This window comes from Kribbella orskensis (assembly GCF_004342085.1).
Taxonomy (GTDB): Bacteria; Actinomycetota; Actinomycetes; order Propionibacteriales; family Kribbellaceae; genus Kribbella; species Kribbella orskensis.
The window spans coordinates 427,441-443,620 of sequence record NZ_SLWM01000003.1; the positions used below are offsets into that span (position 1 = coordinate 427,441).

The following is a 16,180-nucleotide window of genomic DNA, read 5'->3' on the forward strand; positions in this document are numbered from 1 at the left end:
GGACCGTCAGTTGCCACTGGAGGACAACTTCTTTCCGAGAGGCTCTGATGAGTACTGCAACAACGACGCGGATCGTCACCGCGAGCCGTCACATGACCGGCTTCTGGTTCGTCGGGATCGCCTTCCTGACGCTGATGGCGTTCGGCACGGTGCCGACGCCGCTCTGGTCGATCTACCAGACCCGAGACCACTTCGGTGCGACCACGGTGACGGTCGCCTTCGCGGTGATGGTGGTCGGCGCGGCCGCCAGTTTCCGCCTGCTCGGCCATCTCTCCGACCGCCTCGGCCGGCGCCGGATCATCGTGCCCGCGCTGCTGGTCGGGATCCTGTCCGCCGTGGTGCTGGCCGTCTGGCCGGACCTGCCCGGGCTGATCCTCGGTCGCGTGCTGACCGGGGTCGCCGTCGGCCTGATGGCCTCCACCGCGACCGCCTACCTCACCGACCTGTACTCCGAGGCCCGTCCGGCGGAGGTCGGGTCGCCCAAGCCAGGGCTGGTCGCGACCGCCGTGAACCTCGGCGGTCTCGCGCTGGGTCCGCTGGTAGCGGGAGCCCTCGCGCAGTGGGGCCCCGCTCCACTTCACACGTCGTACGTCGTGTTCGGGGCGTTGATGGCGGTGCTGCTCGGGCTCGTGCTGTCCAGCCCGGAGACCGTCGACACCGAGGCGGCGGACGAGTCCCGGCCGGTGCGGTTCGCGCTGCGGCCGGGCCAGGGCGCGGTGTTCGGCGCCGCCGCGGCCGTGGGCTTCTTCGCCTTCGCCGTGATGGGGTTGTTCTCGTCGCTCGGCGCGATCATCGTCCGGGGCGAACTCGGCATCACGTCGTACTTCGTTGCCGGGCTCGCGCCGTTCACGGCGTTCGCCGCGTCCGCGGTCGCGCAACTCGCGGTGGGCCGGGCTCCCCTGGCCAAGGTGCTGCCGATCGGTACGGTGCTCTTCCCGATCGGCCTGGCGTTGACGGCCGTATCGCTCTACCGGCCCACGTTGTGGCTGGCGCTGACCGCGGCGGGGTTGGCCGGCGCCGGTGCGGGGCTACTCTTCAAGAGCGCCGTCACGCAGACGGTGATCGCGGCCGATCCCGCCTCACGTGCGGGCGTGCTGGCGGCGTTCTTCGTGATCGCGTACTTCGGGTTGGGCGCGCCGTCGATCGCCTTCAGCCTGGTGATCCAGCACATCGCTCTGAAGCCCGCGATGATCGGCTTCGCCACGATCTTGTCGGTGGGCACCATCGCCGCGGTCGCGATCGCCCTCCGCGGTGGCTCGACCCAGCGCGTTGGAGCAACTCAGCGCGGCGGATTGGTCGGTGGTTCAGCGGGTCGCGGCGACCAGTAGCGTCGGGAGGATGGCGAGGAAGCGGTCGCGGCGGCCGCGGTCGGCCTGGTCGGCGAGCCACTCGGACGCGTCGTCCCGGGTGATCAGCGCCTTCTCGACCGCGGCCGCCGCGGCGCCTTCCAACTGCTTGGCCATCAGCCGGTGGTCGGTGATCACCTCGTTGTGGACGAGCACCTCGGCGTCGCGGAAGCCTGTGTCGAGCAGGAGATCGCGGTAGCTCCGCGCTGCCCGAGGCGCCACCGAGCGAGACTCGAGTCCGAGCAGCACCACGTCGGTCAGATCCTGGTCGCTCCCGTCGATCAGCAGGAACCCGTAGTCCTGACCGACGAGCACCGCCCGCCCGCCGGGCCGCAGTACCCGATGAGCCTCGTGCAGCGTCGGCAGGGGATCCGCGAGCAGGTGGAATAGCCGGGCGGCGCGATAGCCGTCGACCGACTCGTCCTCCAGCGGCAACTGATCGGAATGTGCCACGTGAAACATTGCGTCCGGAGTACGGGAGCGGGCGACGGTGATCGCGTCGGGATCGGCGTCGACGCCGATCGTCTTGATCTGCGCTCGGGTCAGTTCGCAGACCGCATGTCCGGCGCCGCAGGCCACGTCGACGCAGATGTCGCCGGGCTTCAGCGCAAGCAGCCGGTAGGACTCGGCCCGCAGTGCCAGCGCACCGGTCGTCTGCTCGATCCGGTCCAGGAAGGTCAATTCACCCATGGCACCACGCTGCAACCTCAGGTGGACCTGAAGTCAACCCCGGCGGCCTTTGTCACACATTTCGGGCCGCCTGCGTCAGGCTGGGTGGCGGGATCGACCCGGCCGGTTGGAGATCGGAGGCTGTTGTGAAGTTCGTGAAGACGATCGTGTACGTCGAGGACGCGAAGGCGTCGGTGGAGTTCTTCGAGAAGGCCTTCGGGCTGAAGGGCACGTACCACGACCAGGGGTACGGGGAGATCGAGACCGGGGGCGACACCAAGATCTCGTTCGCCGACTACCCGGTCGGGCAGTACCACCTGCCGGAGAAGTACGAGGTCGGAGCGCCCGGCAAGGTGGTGTTCGAGCTGTCGCTGGTGTCCGAGGACGTCGAGGAGGCTTTCCGGAAGGCGGTCGAGGCCGGAGCAGAGCCGTTGCAGGAACCGGAGAAGAAGCCGTGGGGACAGGTGTCGTCGTTCCTCCGGCTGCCCGACGGCACCATCGTCGATCTCGCCTCGCCGGTCGCCTTCTGACCGACCTGACCCCTGCCTGACCTGACCTGCGGCGGTCACCGCGGAGGTGACCGCCGCACAGCTCGTCAGTCCATCGACACCTTGTCGAAGACGGTGGTGGTGAACCGGACGTCCACGCCCACCTCGTCGCCGACCGCCGGCGGAGCCACCGAGGACGGCAGGAAGAGCATGCTCGCCTGCATGTGCGGGGGCTCGGCGAACCAGCGCTGCTTGCCCTCGATGGTGAACGGCGACAACGCCATCCCGGCGGCGTCCAGGCTGCCCTTGGCCATCGCGATCGCCCGCTGCCGCACCGTGGCCGCCGCGGTCGGGGCCTCCAGGCCGACGCCGTGCGCGGTGCCACCCGAGACGACCAGGATGTGGCCGTCGCCGGCCACCCGGCGCTGGCGATACCCCACCCGCTCGCCCCGGCGTACCGAGTGGACGTCGAGGACGGTGGCCCGGACGGTGAAGGCGCCGCGGTCACCGAGCCACAGACCGGTGCCCATCCGGAGCCGGACGTCCTCGCCGATGTCGGCCAGCTTCTGCGCCGGGACGTGGGACACCCACAGCGGGCCCTGCCGGACCGCCCGCGCGGCCTTGCCCAGCTCCTGCGCCTCGCGGAGGTTCGCCGACGTGCCGCCCGCGCCCATCGGGAAGTGCAGCGACCAGCCCTCGAACTTGATCCGGTCCAGCGCGTTCAGCAGCATCGTGTGCCGCAGCTCGCGGGCGCCGATGCCGTGCCGGCGCATCGAGGTCTGCACCTCGATCAGCACCCGGCTGCCGGCCGGGATCGATACCAGGTCGGCCAGCCGGCTGACCGTGTGGATGACGTTCTTGCCCTGTGGGATCTCCAGGAACGGCCGCCACGGCGACAGCACCACGACGTCGTCGCGGAACTCCGGCGGTACTTCGTTGTAGGTGCCGACCGCGACCGTCTTCGCGCCGAGGGCGCGGGACTCGGCCAGCAGCCGGGCGTTGCCGACGCCGTACCCGTTGCCCTTGGCGACCGGGATGATGTCGGGGTTCCAGGTGGAACGGAGGTGATCGCGCCAGCGGTCCGAGTCGATGTGCAGGATCAGGGGCATGTCAGGTTCATCGCCGTCTCATGTAGAGGTCGAATGCGGTGTAGAGCGCCTTGTTCAACGGCAGATCCCACTCACCGACATACTCGACGGCCTCGCCGCCGGTGCCGACCTTGAACTGGATCAACCCGACGTGAGGGTCGTCGGGGTCCAAGGTGTCGGTGATGCCCCGTAGGTCGTACACGGACGCGCCCGCGGCGAGCGCATCCGCCATCATCCGCCACTGGATCGCGTTCGATCCGCGGACGTCTCGCTTGGCGGTCGAGCTGGCCCCGTAGGAGTACCAGGAGTGACCGCCCACCCGGACCCAGATCGTCGAGGCGACCAGGTCCCCCTCGTGGTAGGCGTTGTAGAGCCGGAAGTCGCAGACGCCGGCCGGCTGGTTCGCCATCGCCGCCTGCATCTTGGTGAAGTACGGCAGCGGCCGCGGGGTGAAGTGGTCCCGCTCCGCGGTCTCGACGTACAGCGCGTGGAAGGCCTTCAGGTCCTCCGGCGTACCGAGGCTGACCTCGACGCCGAGCTTGTCGGCCTTCTTGATGTTGCGCCGCCACAGCTGGTTCATGCCCTTGAGCAGGTCGTCCTCGCTCCTGCCGGCCAGCGGCACCTGGAACACGTACTGCGGCTGGCCCGCGGCGAATCCCTCGCCGACCTTCGGGGCCTTCCAGCCGAGCGCGCGGAGTTGGGCCATCACGGTGGCACCCGACGGCTCGATCACGTCGGGCCGGACGTCGCCGAGCTTGGGCTGCTGCCCACCGGCGATCGCGTCCTTGATCGTCTTCGCGGTCCACCGCCGGGTCGGCACCGGCGGACCCATCCGCAGACCGAACGCGCCCTGCTCCTGGGTGTGCGCCGCCAGCGGCCGCAGGAACCGGCCGAGGTCGATCTCGTCCCAGTCGATCACCGGGCCCTCGGGCAGGTAGGCCAGGTAGCGCTTGACCTTCGGCATCTGCCGGTAGAGCACCAGCGCGACCCCGACCAGTTGATCCGGAGCGGCCGGATCGAACCAGCCGAGCGACTCGGCTTTCCACTCGCTCTTCACCGCCGCCCACCCAGGGGTCTGCAGGAAGCTCGCCGACGGCTGCGCCGCCAGGTAGGCGGCATGTTGCTCGGCGGAGATGGTCCGGATGCTCAAGTCACTCACGGTCGGTCAGGTTACCGGCCCGGAGCCTCAGACCGTAGCCGAGCGGACGGCTGTACCTACCGGTACGACGCCGCGGCGGGGTGGGCGGCGGCGTCGTACCGGGGGTGGATCAGCGGTTCACGTGGTCGAGCGAGACCTCCCAGAGCCGGGTGGCGGCTTCCGGGTCGAGGGCGTACTCCGCGACTCCGCCGTCCCGGCCGGGCACGTGCGGCTCGGCCTCGTTGACGTCCTCGAAGTACCGGCCGCCGACGCCCTCGAGCAGCGGCGACGCTGCAAGCAGGACCGAGGTGGCCGCACCCTCCTCGACCGTCTTCCAGGCGTAGTTGTCGAAGATCCTCTTGAGCTCCGGGTCGTTGTCCGGGTCCTGGTGCCGCTGCAGGGCGGTGCGGATCCCGCCTGGCATCAGCGCGTTCGCGGTGATCCCGTTCGGCGCCCAGCGCTTGGTCGCCTCGACCGCGAAGAGCACGTTCGCCGTCTTGGACTGCCCGTACGCCGACCACGGCTCGTACGGGCGGTTCTCGAAGTGGATGTCGTCGAACACGATCCCCGAGCGCAGGTGGGCGCTGGAACTGACGGACACGATCCGGGCGTTTCCGGCGGCCGCGAGCGCGGGGTGGAGGCCGAGGGCCAGGCCGAAGTGGCCGAGGTGGTTGGTCGCGAACTGGTGCTCCCAGCCTTCCGGCGTCCGGGTCAGCGGCTCGGCCATCACGCCCGCGTTGTTGACCAGGATGTGCAGCGGGCCCTGCCAGCGGCCGGCGAAGGCGCGGACGGATTCCTGGTCGGCCAGCTCGATCGGCTCGACCAGGACGCCCTGGTTGCCGGTCCTCGCGGTGATCTCGGCTGCGGTGCGCCGGCCGGCCTCGACGTTGCGGACCGCGAGGGTGACCTCGGCGCCGGCGGCTGCCAGCACCCGGGCGGTCTCGACACCGATCCCGGACGCGCCGCCGGTGACGACGGCCCGCCGTCCGCTCAGGTCGACCCCGGCGAGGACCTCGTCCGCCGTCGACTCCCGGGTGAAGGGGGTGGTGATTCTGCTCATCGTCTGTCCTGTTCTGGTCCGAGCTAGACTTAAACGGAGGAACCTCCGGTAAGAGACAGTTAACCGGAGGAACCTCCGGTTCTCAAGCCGACGCTGTGGTCGGCTAGGTTCGTGGTCCGTAGGCAGAGCGGGTGGAAGGGGAGTGGGATGGGGGTGACCGGTGAACGTCCGCTGCGCGCGGACGCCCAGCGGAACCGCGACCTGCTGCTCGCCGCGGCGGTCGAGTCCTTCTCCAAGTGCGGCCTGGAGGCGACCCTCGAAGGCATCGCCAAGAACGCCGGGGTCGGGATCGGCACGCTCTACCGGCACTTCCCGACCCGGGAGGCGCTGGTCGAGGCTGCCTACCGCAACGAACTGGCCGTGGTCTGCGACGCCGCTCCCGAGCTGCTCGCCTCGATGCCGCCGGCCGAGGCGACCCGGGCGTGGATGGATCGCTTCATCGACTACATGACCCGCAAGATCGGCATGGCCGACGCGTTGCGCGCGGTGATCGCGTCCGGCGCCGACCCGTACGCGCACAGCTTCGAGCTCCTGGTCGGCGCGATCCAGCCGCTGCTCGAGGCCAGCTCTGCCGCGGGCGAGATCCGGTCCGACATCGCAGCGGGCGACGTACTGATCAGCCTGAGCGGCGTTGCACTGGCCGCCGGGTCCAACCGCGAGCAGGCCGGGCGGTTGCTCGACCTCCTGATGGACGGCCTGCGGTACCGCGGCTGAGAGATCGGCTGAGTTACCGGAGTCTGGCCCGGATCAGGTAGCGGTGGTTGTGGGCGACGAACGGCCCGTTCGTGCGCATCCGCTGGTCCAGCGCCCGAAGCGCGGGCTCGTAGTTGTCCACGTCGAAGTCCGGGATCTGCCACGGGATCGCGCGCAGGTGGAAGACGATCGCGCCGACGTCGAGGAAGACGAACTCCGGCCACTCCTCGGCGGCCTCGAGGATCTCGAACCCGTGCTCGCGAAGGGCGTTCACTGCGCCCTCACAGGTGTTGGCGTCCGGCAGCATCACCGGTGCAGCACCGAGCGCCTCGTTCAGGTCGGCGTCGTTGCGGCTGCCGACCTGCTGGGTCACCAGCACGCCGTCGGTTCGCAGTACGCGGGCCAGCTCCGCGGCGTCGAGGCGGCCGTGGCGGTTCAGTACCAGGTCGACCGCGCCGTCCTCGACCGGGAACGGGTCCCCGGTCGGGTGCTGCCGGACGTCGACGCCGAGCGAGTACAGCCGGCAGCGCGCGAGCGGGACGTTCGGCTCGTAGCCCTCGGTGGCAATGGTTGCCGCGGGCAATGGCGCGAGCGAGGCGAGCAGCTCGCCGCCGCCGGTGTCGACGTCGAGCACCCCGGTCGCCTGCTCCAGCGCGGCACGGGCGAGCCGGTCGTATGACCAGGAGAGATCTGCGCTCACCGCACGGTAACCGAGCCAGCTGAAGTCCCACCCGCTGAAGGAGGCCGACGTGGCCTCCTCGACGAGTTCCTCATATGCCCCCATCTGCTCACAGTAGGGACGATGGGCGGCCGCGTACACAGACTTCCTAGGCTGTGTCGGTGCAGACACGTGCGGTGGCGTTGGTGACGGGATCGACCTCAGGGATCGGTGAAGCGACGGCGAGGCGGCTCGCCGCCGACGGGATGACGGTGGTGGTGCACTCCCGGAGCAGCCGCGACACCGGCCTCGCGCTGGCCGCCGAGCTCGGTGGAACCTACCTGCAGGCCGACCTCGCGAACGACGACGAAGCCGCCGGGCTCGTGCCGCAGGTGATCGCCGAGCACGGGCGGCTCGACGTACTGGTGAACAACGCGGGGATCAGTTGGCCGGTGCCGCACGCCGACCTGGAGGCGTTGACCGCGGCCGACTGGCGACGGCTGCTCGACGTGAACCTGATCGCCCCTTGGTTGCTCTGCACTGCGGCGCTGCCCGCGCTGCGCGAGTCGGGTGGCTCCATCGTCAACGTGACCAGCCATGCCGGGGTCCGCCCGAAGGGAAGCTCCATCGGGTACGCCGCGAGCAAGGCTGCGCTGAACCACGTGACCAAGTTGCTCGCGGCCGCGCTCGGACCCGAAGTACGGGTCAACGCGGTCGCGCCCGGGCTGGTCGACACGGCGATGACGGCATCGTGGACCGATGCCCAGGAGTTGTGGCGAACCGCGAGTCCGATGCGACGTGCGGCGCAGCCCTCGGACGTGGCGGACCTGATCGCCTCGATCCTCGCGAACAGGTATCTGACGGGTGAGGTGATCCTGCTCGACGGCGGGCTCAACCTGCGCTGACGGGAAGATGTCGGTGGCCGGTCCTACGATCGGCCGATGCCCTTGGGTCAGGACTTCCGCCGGTTGTGGACAGCCTTCACCGTCAGCGCGGCAGGGAGTGCGATCGGGTTCGGAGCGCTGCCGTTGGTCGCGGTGCTCGTGCTCGATGTGACCACGTTCCAGGTGTCGATGCTGGCCGCGCTGTCGGCGCTGGCGGGCGCCGCGATCGCGTTGCCTGCGGGCGATTTCATCGAGCAGCGCTACAAGCGGCCGGTGATGATCGCGGCCGACCTGGTCAGGTTCGGATCTCTGCTGAGCGTGCCGCTCGCGGCGGCGATCGGCCTGCTGACCTATGTGCAGTTGTGCGTGGTCGGCGTCCTGCAGGCCGCGGCTCTGATCGTGTTCACAGCTGCGAGCGGAGCGCACCTCAAGGCGCTGGTCTCGGCAGAGAACCGAGCCGAGGCGAACAGCAAGTTCGAGCAGACGACGTGGACGACGCTGAGCATCGGACCACCGATCGGCGGCGCGCTGGTCGGCCTGGTCGGAGCGACCGTGACGCTGGGGATCGACGCGGTCTCGTTCCTGTTCTCGGCGCTCGGCATCCGGCGGATCCGGCAGCCGGAACCGCGTCCGGCCGAGCGCACCGAGAAGACCGACGTCACCGCCGGCTGGCGCTACATCTGGCGGCACCGCGGGCTCAGGGCGCTGTTCTGGAACTCGCAACTGTTCGGCGGCCCGGTGATGATGACATCGCCGCTGCTCACCGTCTTCATGCTTCGTGACCTCGGCCTGGCCCCCTGGCAGTACGGGCTCTTCCTGGGGCTGCCGTGCCTGGGAGCCGTCCTCGGCGCTCGGCTGGCGCCGCGGCTGACCCGCCGGTACGGGCTGCATCGCATGCTGCTCGTCTTCGGCGTACTGCGGACGCCGTGGCTGCTGTTGTTCCCGCTTGCTCCACCCGGCTGGGGCGGGCTCGCCCTGCTGGCGATCGCCGACACCGGGCTGCTGGTCGCGGCCGGCGCCTTCAACCCGTCGTTCGCCACCTACCGGATGGACGTGACCGAGGACGGGTTCATGGCGCGGGTCCTCACCTCGTGGTCGATCACCTCGCGGTCCGTGCAGCCGGCCTTCATAGCGGCCGGCGGTGTGCTGGCCGGTCTCACCAGTCTGCGGACCACGTTCCTGATCGCCGGCGTTGGCTGCCTGGCCAGCGCCTTCGTACTGCCGTGGCGCTCGGCTAAACCAGTCCCATTGCCTGAGCCAGTCTGACCACGTTGCCCATCACGCCGTCCGGGTGCTCATCGAGATAGGCGATCGCCTCGTCGGGCGGCAGCACCAGTACTTCGGTCACCTGCTCGCCGTCCGGCGGGTTGGTCGGGGCGGCCTCGATCACGACGTCCGCGACCACGTTGATCCAGTACGAGACCGGGTGCGGCAGATGCGGCCGGTAGGGCCCGGGGCGGCGGTGGTCCGCGCGGTGCGCGCCGATCCAGGTCAGCGGGCCGGTGATCCGGGCGCCGGCCTCCTCCAGCAGTTCGCGCCGGGCGGTCTCGTGGATCGGCTCGTCCGGCTCCCTGGTCCCGCCAGGCAGGAACCGCCAGCCGAGGTCGTTGGCGCACACGACGACGCCACCCTCGGTCCGGCCGACCACGTGCACGTTGCTGACCAGCTCGTCCGCCGGCTGCTCGGTGGTGAACCTGACGTCGAGCTCGCCCCACGCCCAGAAGGCCGGCGCGAAGAGCTCCGGAAACCGCTCCACCCAGGTCTGCATCGGGACATTCTCCCCTGCGGACGAGCGCTGCTCCGCTCAGGCGGGAGTGTTGCGCTCCGTCGGGCGGAGGTTGTGGAGCCAGTAGGTGATGGCCCAGGGAAGGAGTAGGGCCAGGCCGCCGGTGTTGCGGGCGGGGATGAGGATGTCGGCGCCCACGGCGATCACCAGACACAGGGTAGAGAGCTGGAAGAGGGTGAGCTTGCCGACGGCTTGTTGGTTCAGGCTGAGCCGGCCGGAGGCGCAGCCGGCGTACAGGACCGTCAGGCTCAGGATGGCGAGAGTGGACAGGGCGACGCCCACCCAGGCGAGTGCGGTGTACCGGTCGGCGGTGCGGATCACGTCGGAGACGAGGAACACGCCGACCAGCACCGTCAGTCCCGCGCTGGTCCAGAGGAGTCGCGTGGTGGTGCGCTGGGCACGCTCGGGGGAAGGTTCGGCCGCTGCCATGCGCCGGACGCTACCGCAGTTCTCCGCGTCAGGCCGCCAGCGCTACCGCCAGTACTCCACGCCGGAGCCCCGCCACTACGGCGGTACGACGTCCCGGGATGCCGGTGCTACTCCCGCCCCGTCCCAGGGGCCGGGCTCACTTCAGGTGGGCTCGCAGGTAGTCGATGTCCGCCTTCTGGCCGTGATCGCCGTTCGGCGTCTCCACCACCACCGGCGCGCCCGCGGCCTTCACCACGGCGACGATCTCGGCGGGATCGATCTCGCCCTCCTCGAAGTTGCTGTGGCGGTCGGCCCCGGAGCCGAAGGCATCGCGCGACCCGTTCGCGTGCACGAGGTCGATCCGGCCGGTGATCGCGGTGACCTTCTCCACGATCGTCGACAGTTCCTCGCCGCCGGCATGGAAGTGGCAGGTGTCGAGGCAGAACCCGACGCGGTCGAGGTTCTCGTTGCCTGAGTCCTGCACCGCCTCCCACAACCGCGCGATCCGGTCCAGCTGCCGCGCCATCGCGTTGTCCCCGCCCGCGGTGTTCTCGATCAGCAGCGGCACCGGGAGCGCCGCCCGCTCGATGCACTTGCGCCAGTTGTCGAACCCGGTCTCCGGGTCGTCACCCTTGCCCACGTGCCCGCCGTGCACGATGACGCCCTTGACGCCCACCTCGGCCGCCTTGTCGAGCGTCTGCTGCAAGAGTTTGCGGCTGGGGATCCGGATCCGGTTGTTCAGCGTCGCCACGTTGAGCACGTACGGCGCGTGCACGTAAAGGTCGATGCCCTCGGCTTCCGCCCGCACCCGCAACGCCTCGGCGCCGTCGGAGTACGAGACCTTCGGCCCCTTCCATCCCTGCGGGTCGCCGAGGAAGAACTGGACCAGGTCGGCGCCCCGGTCGGCCGCCTCGGCCAGCGGGTCGTCCTGATCGACGTGCGCACCTAGTTTCAAGGTCATGCCGCCACCTTATGGCCGCCGACCGACAGTCCCGCAACCCGTGTCAGGACCAGCCTTGGGAGCGTGTCACCGGGCGGGCGTCGGGCACTGGTGGCTGGACCGGGCGGCCCTCGAACTCGGTGGACAGGACGACGTGGGTGTTCATCTCGCCGTGCTCGCCGAGCCGCTCGAACAGGCCCTCCAAGTGCCGCATCGAGGCGACCCGGACTCGCAGCATCGAGCACGAGTTGCCGCTGAGCTTGTGGATCTCCAGCACCTCCGGGAAGTCCTCCGAGCGGGTCGTCTTCAGCAGGCACCGCCCGGTCGTGCACCGCATCTGGACGAACGCCGACAGCGGCTGCCCCGCGCGGGCCGGATCCACCTGCGCCTTGTACCCGGCGATCACGCCCGCCTCCTCGAGCCGCCGTACCCGATCGGCCACGGCCGGTGGCGACAGGTTCACCCGCTTGCCGAGCTGGTTGAACGACAGCCGCCCGTCGGCCTGCAGTTCGCCGAGGATCTGCCAGTCGGTGGCGTCCAGGTTTCGCTCCTGAAAGGTCATCTCCCCAGAACACCTTTGGTATCGCTACTCCGCAAGCCCTGACGCCTTACTTCAGGTATTCAACGGAAGCAGCGGCCTTCCTAGCGTTGAAGACATGCTGATCCCCGTCGTTCTCGCCGCCGCCCTGATGAACGCCGCGATGGTCGCCGCCAGCGCGGTCAGCACCATCCTGATCGCCGACGAACTCTCCCCGGCCCTGGCCGGCCTGCCCAACACCGCAGGCGTCCTCGGTACGGCGGCCGGCGCCGTGGCCGTCGGCCGGTGGAGTTCCCGGCTCGGCCGCGCACAAGCACTCCGCACCGGCTACGCCATCGCAGTAGCCGGCGGCGCCTTGACAGTGCTGGCAGCCGTTGGAGCACCGGTCATCCTGCTCTTCCTCGGCATGCTCCTGCTCGGCGCCGGCAACGCAGCCAGCCTCCTGTCGCGGTACGCCGCTGGGGAGTCCGTCGACCCGTCCCGGCGAGCCGCCGCAATGGGCACAGTCGTCTGGGCCGGTACTGCGGGCGCGGTGGGCGGGCCGTTCCTCCTGGAGCCGGCCCAGGGGTTTGCGGTCTCTGTGGGACTCCCACCCCTCGCCGGCCCCTTCCTCCTTGCCGTAGCGGCTGCCTTCTCAGCCCTGCTGGCTGCTAGCCGTATCCAGCCCATCCACGCCACCCCTGCAACTCCGAACGCTGTGGGGCTCGACGACGCGCAGCGCGGGCCGGCGGCACGCAGTACGACGGTCTTCGTGGCGGCGGGCGTGATGCTCGTCGGGCATCTGGTGATGGTGGCTCTGATGACCTCGGTGCCGGTCCACGCTCACCACCACGGGCAGGGGCTCAGCATGCTCGGGCTGATGCTGTCGGCGCACACCTTCGGCATGTTCGCGTTGGCGCCGGTCACCGGCTGGTGGATCGACAGGTCCGGCCCGCGTCCGGCGATGCTCGCGGGACTCGCCACCGTCGCAGTGTCCGCACTTGTCATCGCAGGACCGAGCGGCATGACCTTCACCCCGGCATTGTTCGTCCTCGGCTACGGCTGGAACCTCTGCTACCTAGGAGGCAGCGCGCTCCTCAGCACCGCGGGCGCGAACTCCCCAGCCGCCCGAGCCAAGCTGGAGAGCAAGGTGGAAGCCTGGGTGTGGGCGGTCGCCGCACTGGCCACTGCCGCTTCCACCTGGCTCTTCGCGGCCGGCGGCTTCGCTCTCCTGGCCGCGTGCTCGATCACTCTCGCCTTGCCGCTCCTCCTCCTGGTGGCCCTCCGCCGCGACACTCCTGTCGACCAGAAGTCCCTCGAACCCTCCTGCTGATCGCTTGGACTGGCTAGCCTTGCGCGGTGCCGACTCCGGAGAACTTCCACGCCCTGCGCCCAGGACCCGTTCTGGTCGACGGGCAGACCTGGGCGCTGACCGTCCACGATCTCGGCCTGCTGCAGGTGCCGAGTGGTCACCTGGAGGCGAGTGACCCGTTCGTGAATCTCGGCGAAGGACAGGTCGTCGGCGTTCCGCCGGGGGAGTACCCGGTCCGGGTCACCGTCGCGGACGTGTCCGACGAGCAGGACGGCAGTCACCTTCGCGAGGCGTACCTCAGCGTCGTACTGGCCGAGGGCGAGGCGGCCGCCGTGGAAGCGGCGCGGCAGTCGGGTGACGACCTGCCGGACGGGGAGTACTGGGTGGTGCCGGTGGACGCGGGCACGGTCGCCTTCGCCGATGCCGAGGCGGTCGGAACCGCGATGCCGGCCGGCGACTGGTACGAGGACGTGTTCGACAACGACCAGGACGACAGCTGGTTCGCGCTGATGGACTCGGCGGAGCACCTCCGCGGCGGGTGCGCGAACATCGTCATGCCGCTGGCGAAGGCCGGCGAGAACGTGGTCCTGTCCCACTCCGGCTGGGGCGACGGCGCCTACCCTGTACTGCGAACCCTGGACGCGACCGGCCGCCCGCTGGCCATCCACATCGATCTCCTGGTCGTGGGATCCGACGAGGAGGACGAGGCAGCTCCGGCTGAGGACGCTCCGGTCTCTCACGCGGACACACCGGCTCCGGCCACCGCTCCGGCGGGTTCGAGTGCGGGTTCAGGACCGGCTCCGGCTGGCGGCGAGGATCGGGGCCGGGGTTGCTGGGGAGACTGTTGGGGCGGAAGTGACGGGAGACCCTTCCAGCAGACCTGTGGATAGTGGTCAGGAGCACGTCCGGCCGCTGGTATTCTGTTTGTGTTGCCCGGTCCTTCGACCGGGCTCCTTGCTTGACGCCGACGGCGATTGTCGGCGTGGAGCACACCGCATCGCCCTCCTGCCACGGAAAGACCGTGGCCGCCTGAGTCCGAAGGAGGTGGAGTTCGCGCATGCGTCGTTATGAAGTCATGGTGATCCTCGACCCGGAGACCGAAGAGCGCACCGTCGAGCCCTCGCTCGACCAGTACCTGAACATCGTCCGCAAGGAAGGTGGAACGGTCGAGAAGCTCGACATCTGGGGTCGTCGCAAGCTGGCCTATGACGTGAAGAAGAAGGCCGAGGGCATTTACGCCATCATCGACCTGACCGCCGAGCCGGCAGTGGTGAAGGAGCTCGACCGTCAGCTCACGCTGAACGAGTCGATCCTCCGCACCAAGGTCATCCGGCCGGACCAGCACTGATCCCTGGGGTCGTCAGCAGCTTCAGTGTCGGTGCCGACCGTTACTGATTAGCTGTAGACACAGCCACACCCGATAGCAGGAGGAACGGCAATGGCAGGCGAAACCGTCGTGACACTGGTCGGCAATCTTGTCGACGACCCTGAACTCCGGTTCACCCCGTCCGGTGCGGCCGTCGCGAACTTCCGCGTCGCGTCGACCCCGCGGACGTACGACCGGCAGTCAGGTGAATGGAAGGACGGCGAGTCGCTGTTCCTGAGTTGTTCCGTCTGGCGGCAGGCCGCGGAGAACGTGGCCGAGTCGCTGCAGCGCGGCATGCGCGTGATCGTGCAGGGCCGGCTCAAGTCCCGCTCGTACGACGACCGTGAGGGCAACAAGCGCACGGTCTTCGAGATCGACGTGGACGAGGTCGGTCCCAGCCTGCGCAGCGCCACCGCCAAGGTGACCCGGGCGATGCGCTCGGGCCCCGGCGGCGAAGGTGGCGGCGGCTTCGGTGGTGGCGGTGGCAACCAGGGTGGTGGTGGTTTCGGCGGTGGCGGCCAGGGTGGCGCGCCGGCGAACGACCCCTGGGCGACCCCGCAGGGTGGCGGCGGTGGCGGCCAGGCCGCTCCGCAGAACGACCCCTGGGCAGGTCAGACCGGTGGCGGCTCGATGGAAGAGCCTCCGTTCTGACCCGAGCAGGACAACAATCCGAGTGACCATTCCGGCACCAGCCGGGCTTTCGTAGTAGGAAGAGAGCACCACAATGGCCAAGATCATTCGGAAGCCGAAGAAGAAGGTCTGCGGCTTCTGCAAGGACAAGGCAACGTACGTCGATTACAAGGACACCGCGCTGCTGCGCAAGTTCATCTCCGACCGCGGCAAGATCCGCGCGCGCCGGGTGACGGGCAACTGCGTGCAGCACCAGCGCGACGTGGCCACCGCTATCAAGAACGCTCGCGAGGTGGCTCTGCTGCCTTACACGAGCACCGCTCGCTGAGGGAGGTCTGAGACATGAAGCTCATCCTGGCGCAGGAGGTCGAGGGCCTCGGAGCCCCCGGCGACATCGTCGAGGTCAAGGACGGCTACGGCCGCAACTACCTCGTACCGCGTGGTCTGGCCATCGGCTGGACCCGTGGAGCAGAGAAGCAGATCCAGTCGATCAAGCGGGCGCGTGACGCCCGGGCGATCCAGGGCAAGGAGCACGCGAGCGAGGTCAAGAACCAGCTCGAGCAGCTCGGCGTCAAGCTGGACGTGAAGGCCGGCGAGACCGGCCGCCTGTTCGGCTCGGTCACCCCGGCGGACATCGCCGGCGCGATCAAGTCGTCCGGTGGTCCGCTGGTGGAGAAGCGGGCGATCTCGATCGGCTCGCCGATCAAGACCACCGGCAAGCACCAGGTGTCGGTCCAGCTCCACCCGGACGTGGCGGCCACCGTCCGCCTCGAGGTCGTAGCCGTCTGACGGCACCCTCACCCGAACACCGAACGGCCCGCTCTCTCGAGAGCGGGCCGTTTCGTTTGTCCGTTCGTTGCCGCCGGCCCCTTACGGGGATGCCGCCGCCTGCAAGCCGGTTGCCGTCGGCTACTGCTGCTGAGGGCCCGGCCAGGAAAGCACCGTGGGGTCGGAGGCCTCCCCCTCCGGGGGCTTGGCGACCGTCGGCGGGTTCGTCGGCCGCGGGTCCGACACCGTGCTGTTGGAGTCGGCCGGCTCGGCGACCGAGGGCCAACCGGAAGGCGCCGGGTCGTCGTCCAGCCCAGTGGCCACCGCCGCGATCGGTGTCAGGACCAACGCGCCGGCAGCCGCGATAGCCGCCGTCCACCGGGCCGACCGGGCCCGGCGTACGCGGAGTGCGTTCGAGGTCTTCATCGC

The 16,180-nt window shown here is 69.6% G+C and carries 21 protein-coding genes; 11 read left to right on the top strand and 10 right to left on the bottom strand.

Features of this window, described 5'->3' with window-relative positions; translation table 11 throughout:
- Positions 1-47 precede the first annotated feature (47 nt).
- On the top strand, positions 48-1,328 hold the full coding sequence (locus EV644_RS10900) for an MFS transporter (protein WP_199239740.1): 1,281 nt from the start codon (positions 48-50) through the stop codon (positions 1,326-1,328).
- On the opposite strand, the gene EV644_RS10905 is transcribed toward EV644_RS10900, so the two are convergent.
- Entirely contained in the window at positions 1,305-2,036 is a 732-nt protein-coding gene (locus EV644_RS10905) for a methyltransferase domain-containing protein (RefSeq protein ID WP_132191787.1), read from the bottom strand. The genes EV644_RS10900 and EV644_RS10905 overlap by 24 nt on opposite strands.
- A gap of 125 nt (positions 2,037-2,161) precedes the next feature.
- Here EV644_RS10905 and EV644_RS10910 point away from each other — a divergent pair, with 125 nt between their 5' ends.
- Complete coding sequence (locus EV644_RS10910) at positions 2,162-2,545, top strand: VOC family protein (RefSeq protein WP_132191786.1); 384 nt, start codon at positions 2,162-2,164, stop codon at positions 2,543-2,545.
- Positions 2,546-2,610: 65 nt separating this feature from the next.
- On the opposite strand, the gene EV644_RS10915 is transcribed toward EV644_RS10910, so the two are convergent.
- The 3 genes from EV644_RS10915 to EV644_RS10925 form a co-directional block, all read right to left on the bottom strand.
- Positions 2,611-3,612 carry an alanine racemase gene (locus EV644_RS10915; protein WP_132191785.1) on the bottom strand — a complete coding sequence of 334 codons (1,002 nt, stop codon included), beginning with the start codon at positions 3,610-3,612 and terminating at the stop codon, positions 2,611-2,613.
- A 7-nt stretch (positions 3,613-3,619) separates the two neighbouring features.
- Complete coding sequence (locus tag EV644_RS10920; RefSeq protein WP_132191784.1) at positions 3,620-4,750, bottom strand: lipid II:glycine glycyltransferase FemX; 1,131 nt, start codon at positions 4,748-4,750, stop codon at positions 3,620-3,622.
- Positions 4,751-4,859: 109 nt separating this feature from the next.
- Positions 4,860-5,789: an SDR family NAD(P)-dependent oxidoreductase gene (locus tag EV644_RS10925; RefSeq protein ID WP_132191783.1), complete on the bottom strand. Its 930-nt coding sequence runs from the start codon at positions 5,787-5,789 to the stop codon at positions 4,860-4,862.
- A gap of 147 nt (positions 5,790-5,936) precedes the next feature.
- On the opposite strand from EV644_RS10925, the gene EV644_RS10930 reads away from it, so the two are divergent.
- The gene (locus EV644_RS10930) at positions 5,937-6,503 is read left to right on the top strand and encodes a TetR/AcrR family transcriptional regulator (RefSeq protein WP_132191782.1); all 567 of its coding nucleotides are present in this window, start codon (positions 5,937-5,939) and stop codon (positions 6,501-6,503) included.
- A gap of 13 nt (positions 6,504-6,516) precedes the next feature.
- On the opposite strand, the gene EV644_RS10935 is transcribed toward EV644_RS10930, so the two are convergent.
- Complete coding sequence (locus EV644_RS10935) at positions 6,517-7,266, bottom strand: class I SAM-dependent methyltransferase (RefSeq protein WP_132191781.1); 750 nt, start codon at positions 7,264-7,266, stop codon at positions 6,517-6,519.
- 56 nt (positions 7,267-7,322) lie between these two features.
- On the opposite strand from EV644_RS10935, the gene EV644_RS10940 reads away from it, so the two are divergent.
- Together EV644_RS10940 and EV644_RS10945 are read left to right on the top strand one after the other, a co-directional pair.
- Positions 7,323-8,045 carry an SDR family NAD(P)-dependent oxidoreductase gene (locus EV644_RS10940; protein ID WP_241998873.1) on the top strand — a complete coding sequence of 241 codons (723 nt, stop codon included), beginning with the start codon at positions 7,323-7,325 and terminating at the stop codon, positions 8,043-8,045.
- A gap of 36 nt (positions 8,046-8,081) precedes the next feature.
- Complete coding sequence (locus EV644_RS10945; protein ID WP_132191779.1) at positions 8,082-9,290, top strand: MFS transporter; 1,209 nt, start codon at positions 8,082-8,084, stop codon at positions 9,288-9,290.
- Here EV644_RS10945 and EV644_RS10950 read toward each other — a convergent pair.
- The 4 genes from EV644_RS10950 to EV644_RS10965 all read right to left on the bottom strand — a co-directional run bounded on the left by EV644_RS10950 (position 9,259) and on the right by EV644_RS10965 (position 11,720).
- The gene (locus EV644_RS10950) at positions 9,259-9,792 is read right to left on the bottom strand and encodes an NUDIX hydrolase (protein ID WP_132191778.1); all 534 of its coding nucleotides are present in this window, start codon (positions 9,790-9,792) and stop codon (positions 9,259-9,261) included. The two genes, EV644_RS10945 and EV644_RS10950, sit on opposite strands and share 32 nt — an antisense overlap.
- A 36-nt stretch (positions 9,793-9,828) precedes the next feature.
- Positions 9,829-10,239, bottom strand: coding sequence for a hypothetical protein (locus EV644_RS10955; RefSeq protein WP_132191777.1), 411 nt, complete (start codon positions 10,237-10,239; stop codon positions 9,829-9,831).
- 136 nt (positions 10,240-10,375) lie between these two features.
- Positions 10,376-11,179 carry a deoxyribonuclease IV gene (locus EV644_RS10960; RefSeq protein ID WP_132191776.1) on the bottom strand — a complete coding sequence of 268 codons (804 nt, stop codon included), beginning with the start codon at positions 11,177-11,179 and terminating at the stop codon, positions 10,376-10,378.
- A 43-nt stretch (positions 11,180-11,222) separates the two neighbouring features.
- A complete protein-coding gene (locus EV644_RS10965; protein ID WP_132191775.1) occupies positions 11,223-11,720 on the bottom strand; it encodes an Lrp/AsnC family transcriptional regulator in 498 nt (165 codons plus the stop codon).
- Positions 11,721-11,814: 94 nt separating this feature from the next.
- Here EV644_RS10965 and EV644_RS10970 point away from each other — a divergent pair, with 94 nt between their 5' ends.
- The 6 genes from EV644_RS10970 to rplI all read left to right on the top strand — a co-directional run bounded on the left by EV644_RS10970 (position 11,815) and on the right by rplI (position 15,772).
- Positions 11,815-13,008, top strand: a complete 1,194-nt coding sequence (locus tag EV644_RS10970) for an MFS transporter (protein WP_132191774.1) — start codon at positions 11,815-11,817, stop codon at positions 13,006-13,008.
- A gap of 26 nt (positions 13,009-13,034) precedes the next feature.
- A complete protein-coding gene (locus tag EV644_RS10975; RefSeq protein ID WP_132191773.1) occupies positions 13,035-13,877 on the top strand; it encodes a DUF4241 domain-containing protein in 843 nt (280 codons plus the stop codon).
- Between the two features lie 167 nt (positions 13,878-14,044).
- Positions 14,045-14,335, top strand: a complete 291-nt coding sequence (rpsF, locus tag EV644_RS10980) for a 30S ribosomal protein S6 (RefSeq protein ID WP_132191772.1) — start codon at positions 14,045-14,047, stop codon at positions 14,333-14,335.
- A 90-nt stretch (positions 14,336-14,425) separates the two neighbouring features.
- Positions 14,426-15,004 carry a single-stranded DNA-binding protein gene (locus tag EV644_RS10985; RefSeq protein WP_132191771.1) on the top strand — a complete coding sequence of 193 codons (579 nt, stop codon included), beginning with the start codon at positions 14,426-14,428 and terminating at the stop codon, positions 15,002-15,004.
- A gap of 73 nt (positions 15,005-15,077) precedes the next feature.
- Positions 15,078-15,311 carry a 30S ribosomal protein S18 gene (rpsR, locus tag EV644_RS10990; protein WP_012924539.1) on the top strand — a complete coding sequence of 78 codons (234 nt, stop codon included), beginning with the start codon at positions 15,078-15,080 and terminating at the stop codon, positions 15,309-15,311.
- A gap of 14 nt (positions 15,312-15,325) precedes the next feature.
- Positions 15,326-15,772 (top strand): 50S ribosomal protein L9, encoded by a 447-nt coding sequence (gene rplI / locus EV644_RS10995; protein ID WP_132191770.1) that lies wholly within the window; start codon positions 15,326-15,328, stop codon positions 15,770-15,772.
- A gap of 120 nt (positions 15,773-15,892) precedes the next feature.
- On the opposite strand, the gene EV644_RS11000 is transcribed toward rplI, so the two are convergent.
- Entirely contained in the window at positions 15,893-16,177 is a 285-nt protein-coding gene (locus EV644_RS11000; RefSeq protein WP_132191769.1) for a hypothetical protein, read from the bottom strand.
- Positions 16,178-16,180: the final 3 nt, after the last annotated feature.

Bases quoted from the DNA above. Each gene is read 5' to 3' on its own strand.
- EV644_RS10900 (WP_199239740.1), top strand. From the start codon at position 48: ATGAGTACTGCAACAACGACGCGGATCGTCACCGCGAGCCGTCACATG.
- EV644_RS10960 (WP_132191776.1), bottom strand. From the start codon at position 11,179: ATGACCTTGAAACTAGGTGCGCACGTCGATCAGGACGACCCGCTGGCC.
- EV644_RS10950 (WP_132191778.1), bottom strand. From the start codon at position 9,792: ATGCAGACCTGGGTGGAGCGGTTTCCGGAGCTCTTCGCGCCGGCCTTC.
- EV644_RS10905 (WP_132191787.1), bottom strand. From the start codon at position 2,036: ATGGGTGAATTGACCTTCCTGGACCGGATCGAGCAGACGACCGGTGCG.
- EV644_RS10925 (WP_132191783.1), bottom strand. From the start codon at position 5,789: ATGAGCAGAATCACCACCCCCTTCACCCGGGAGTCGACGGCGGACGAG.
- EV644_RS10935 (WP_132191781.1), bottom strand. From the start codon at position 7,266: ATGGGGGCATATGAGGAACTCGTCGAGGAGGCCACGTCGGCCTCCTTC.
- EV644_RS11000 (WP_132191769.1), bottom strand. From the start codon at position 16,177: ATGAAGACCTCGAACGCACTCCGCGTACGCCGGGCCCGGTCGGCCCGG.
- EV644_RS10970 (WP_132191774.1), top strand. From the start codon at position 11,815: ATGCTGATCCCCGTCGTTCTCGCCGCCGCCCTGATGAACGCCGCGATG.
- rplI (WP_132191770.1), top strand. From the start codon at position 15,326: ATGAAGCTCATCCTGGCGCAGGAGGTCGAGGGCCTCGGAGCCCCCGGC.
- EV644_RS10930 (WP_132191782.1), top strand. From the start codon at position 5,937: ATGGGGGTGACCGGTGAACGTCCGCTGCGCGCGGACGCCCAGCGGAAC.
- EV644_RS10915 (WP_132191785.1), bottom strand. From the start codon at position 3,612: ATGCCCCTGATCCTGCACATCGACTCGGACCGCTGGCGCGATCACCTC.
- EV644_RS10985 (WP_132191771.1), top strand. From the start codon at position 14,426: ATGGCAGGCGAAACCGTCGTGACACTGGTCGGCAATCTTGTCGACGAC.
- EV644_RS10945 (WP_132191779.1), top strand. From the start codon at position 8,082: ATGCCCTTGGGTCAGGACTTCCGCCGGTTGTGGACAGCCTTCACCGTC.
- EV644_RS10955 (WP_132191777.1), bottom strand. From the start codon at position 10,239: ATGGCAGCGGCCGAACCTTCCCCCGAGCGTGCCCAGCGCACCACCACG.
- rpsF (WP_132191772.1), top strand. From the start codon at position 14,045: ATGCGTCGTTATGAAGTCATGGTGATCCTCGACCCGGAGACCGAAGAG.
- rpsR (WP_012924539.1), top strand. From the start codon at position 15,078: ATGGCCAAGATCATTCGGAAGCCGAAGAAGAAGGTCTGCGGCTTCTGC.
- EV644_RS10965 (WP_132191775.1), bottom strand. From the start codon at position 11,720: ATGACCTTTCAGGAGCGAAACCTGGACGCCACCGACTGGCAGATCCTC.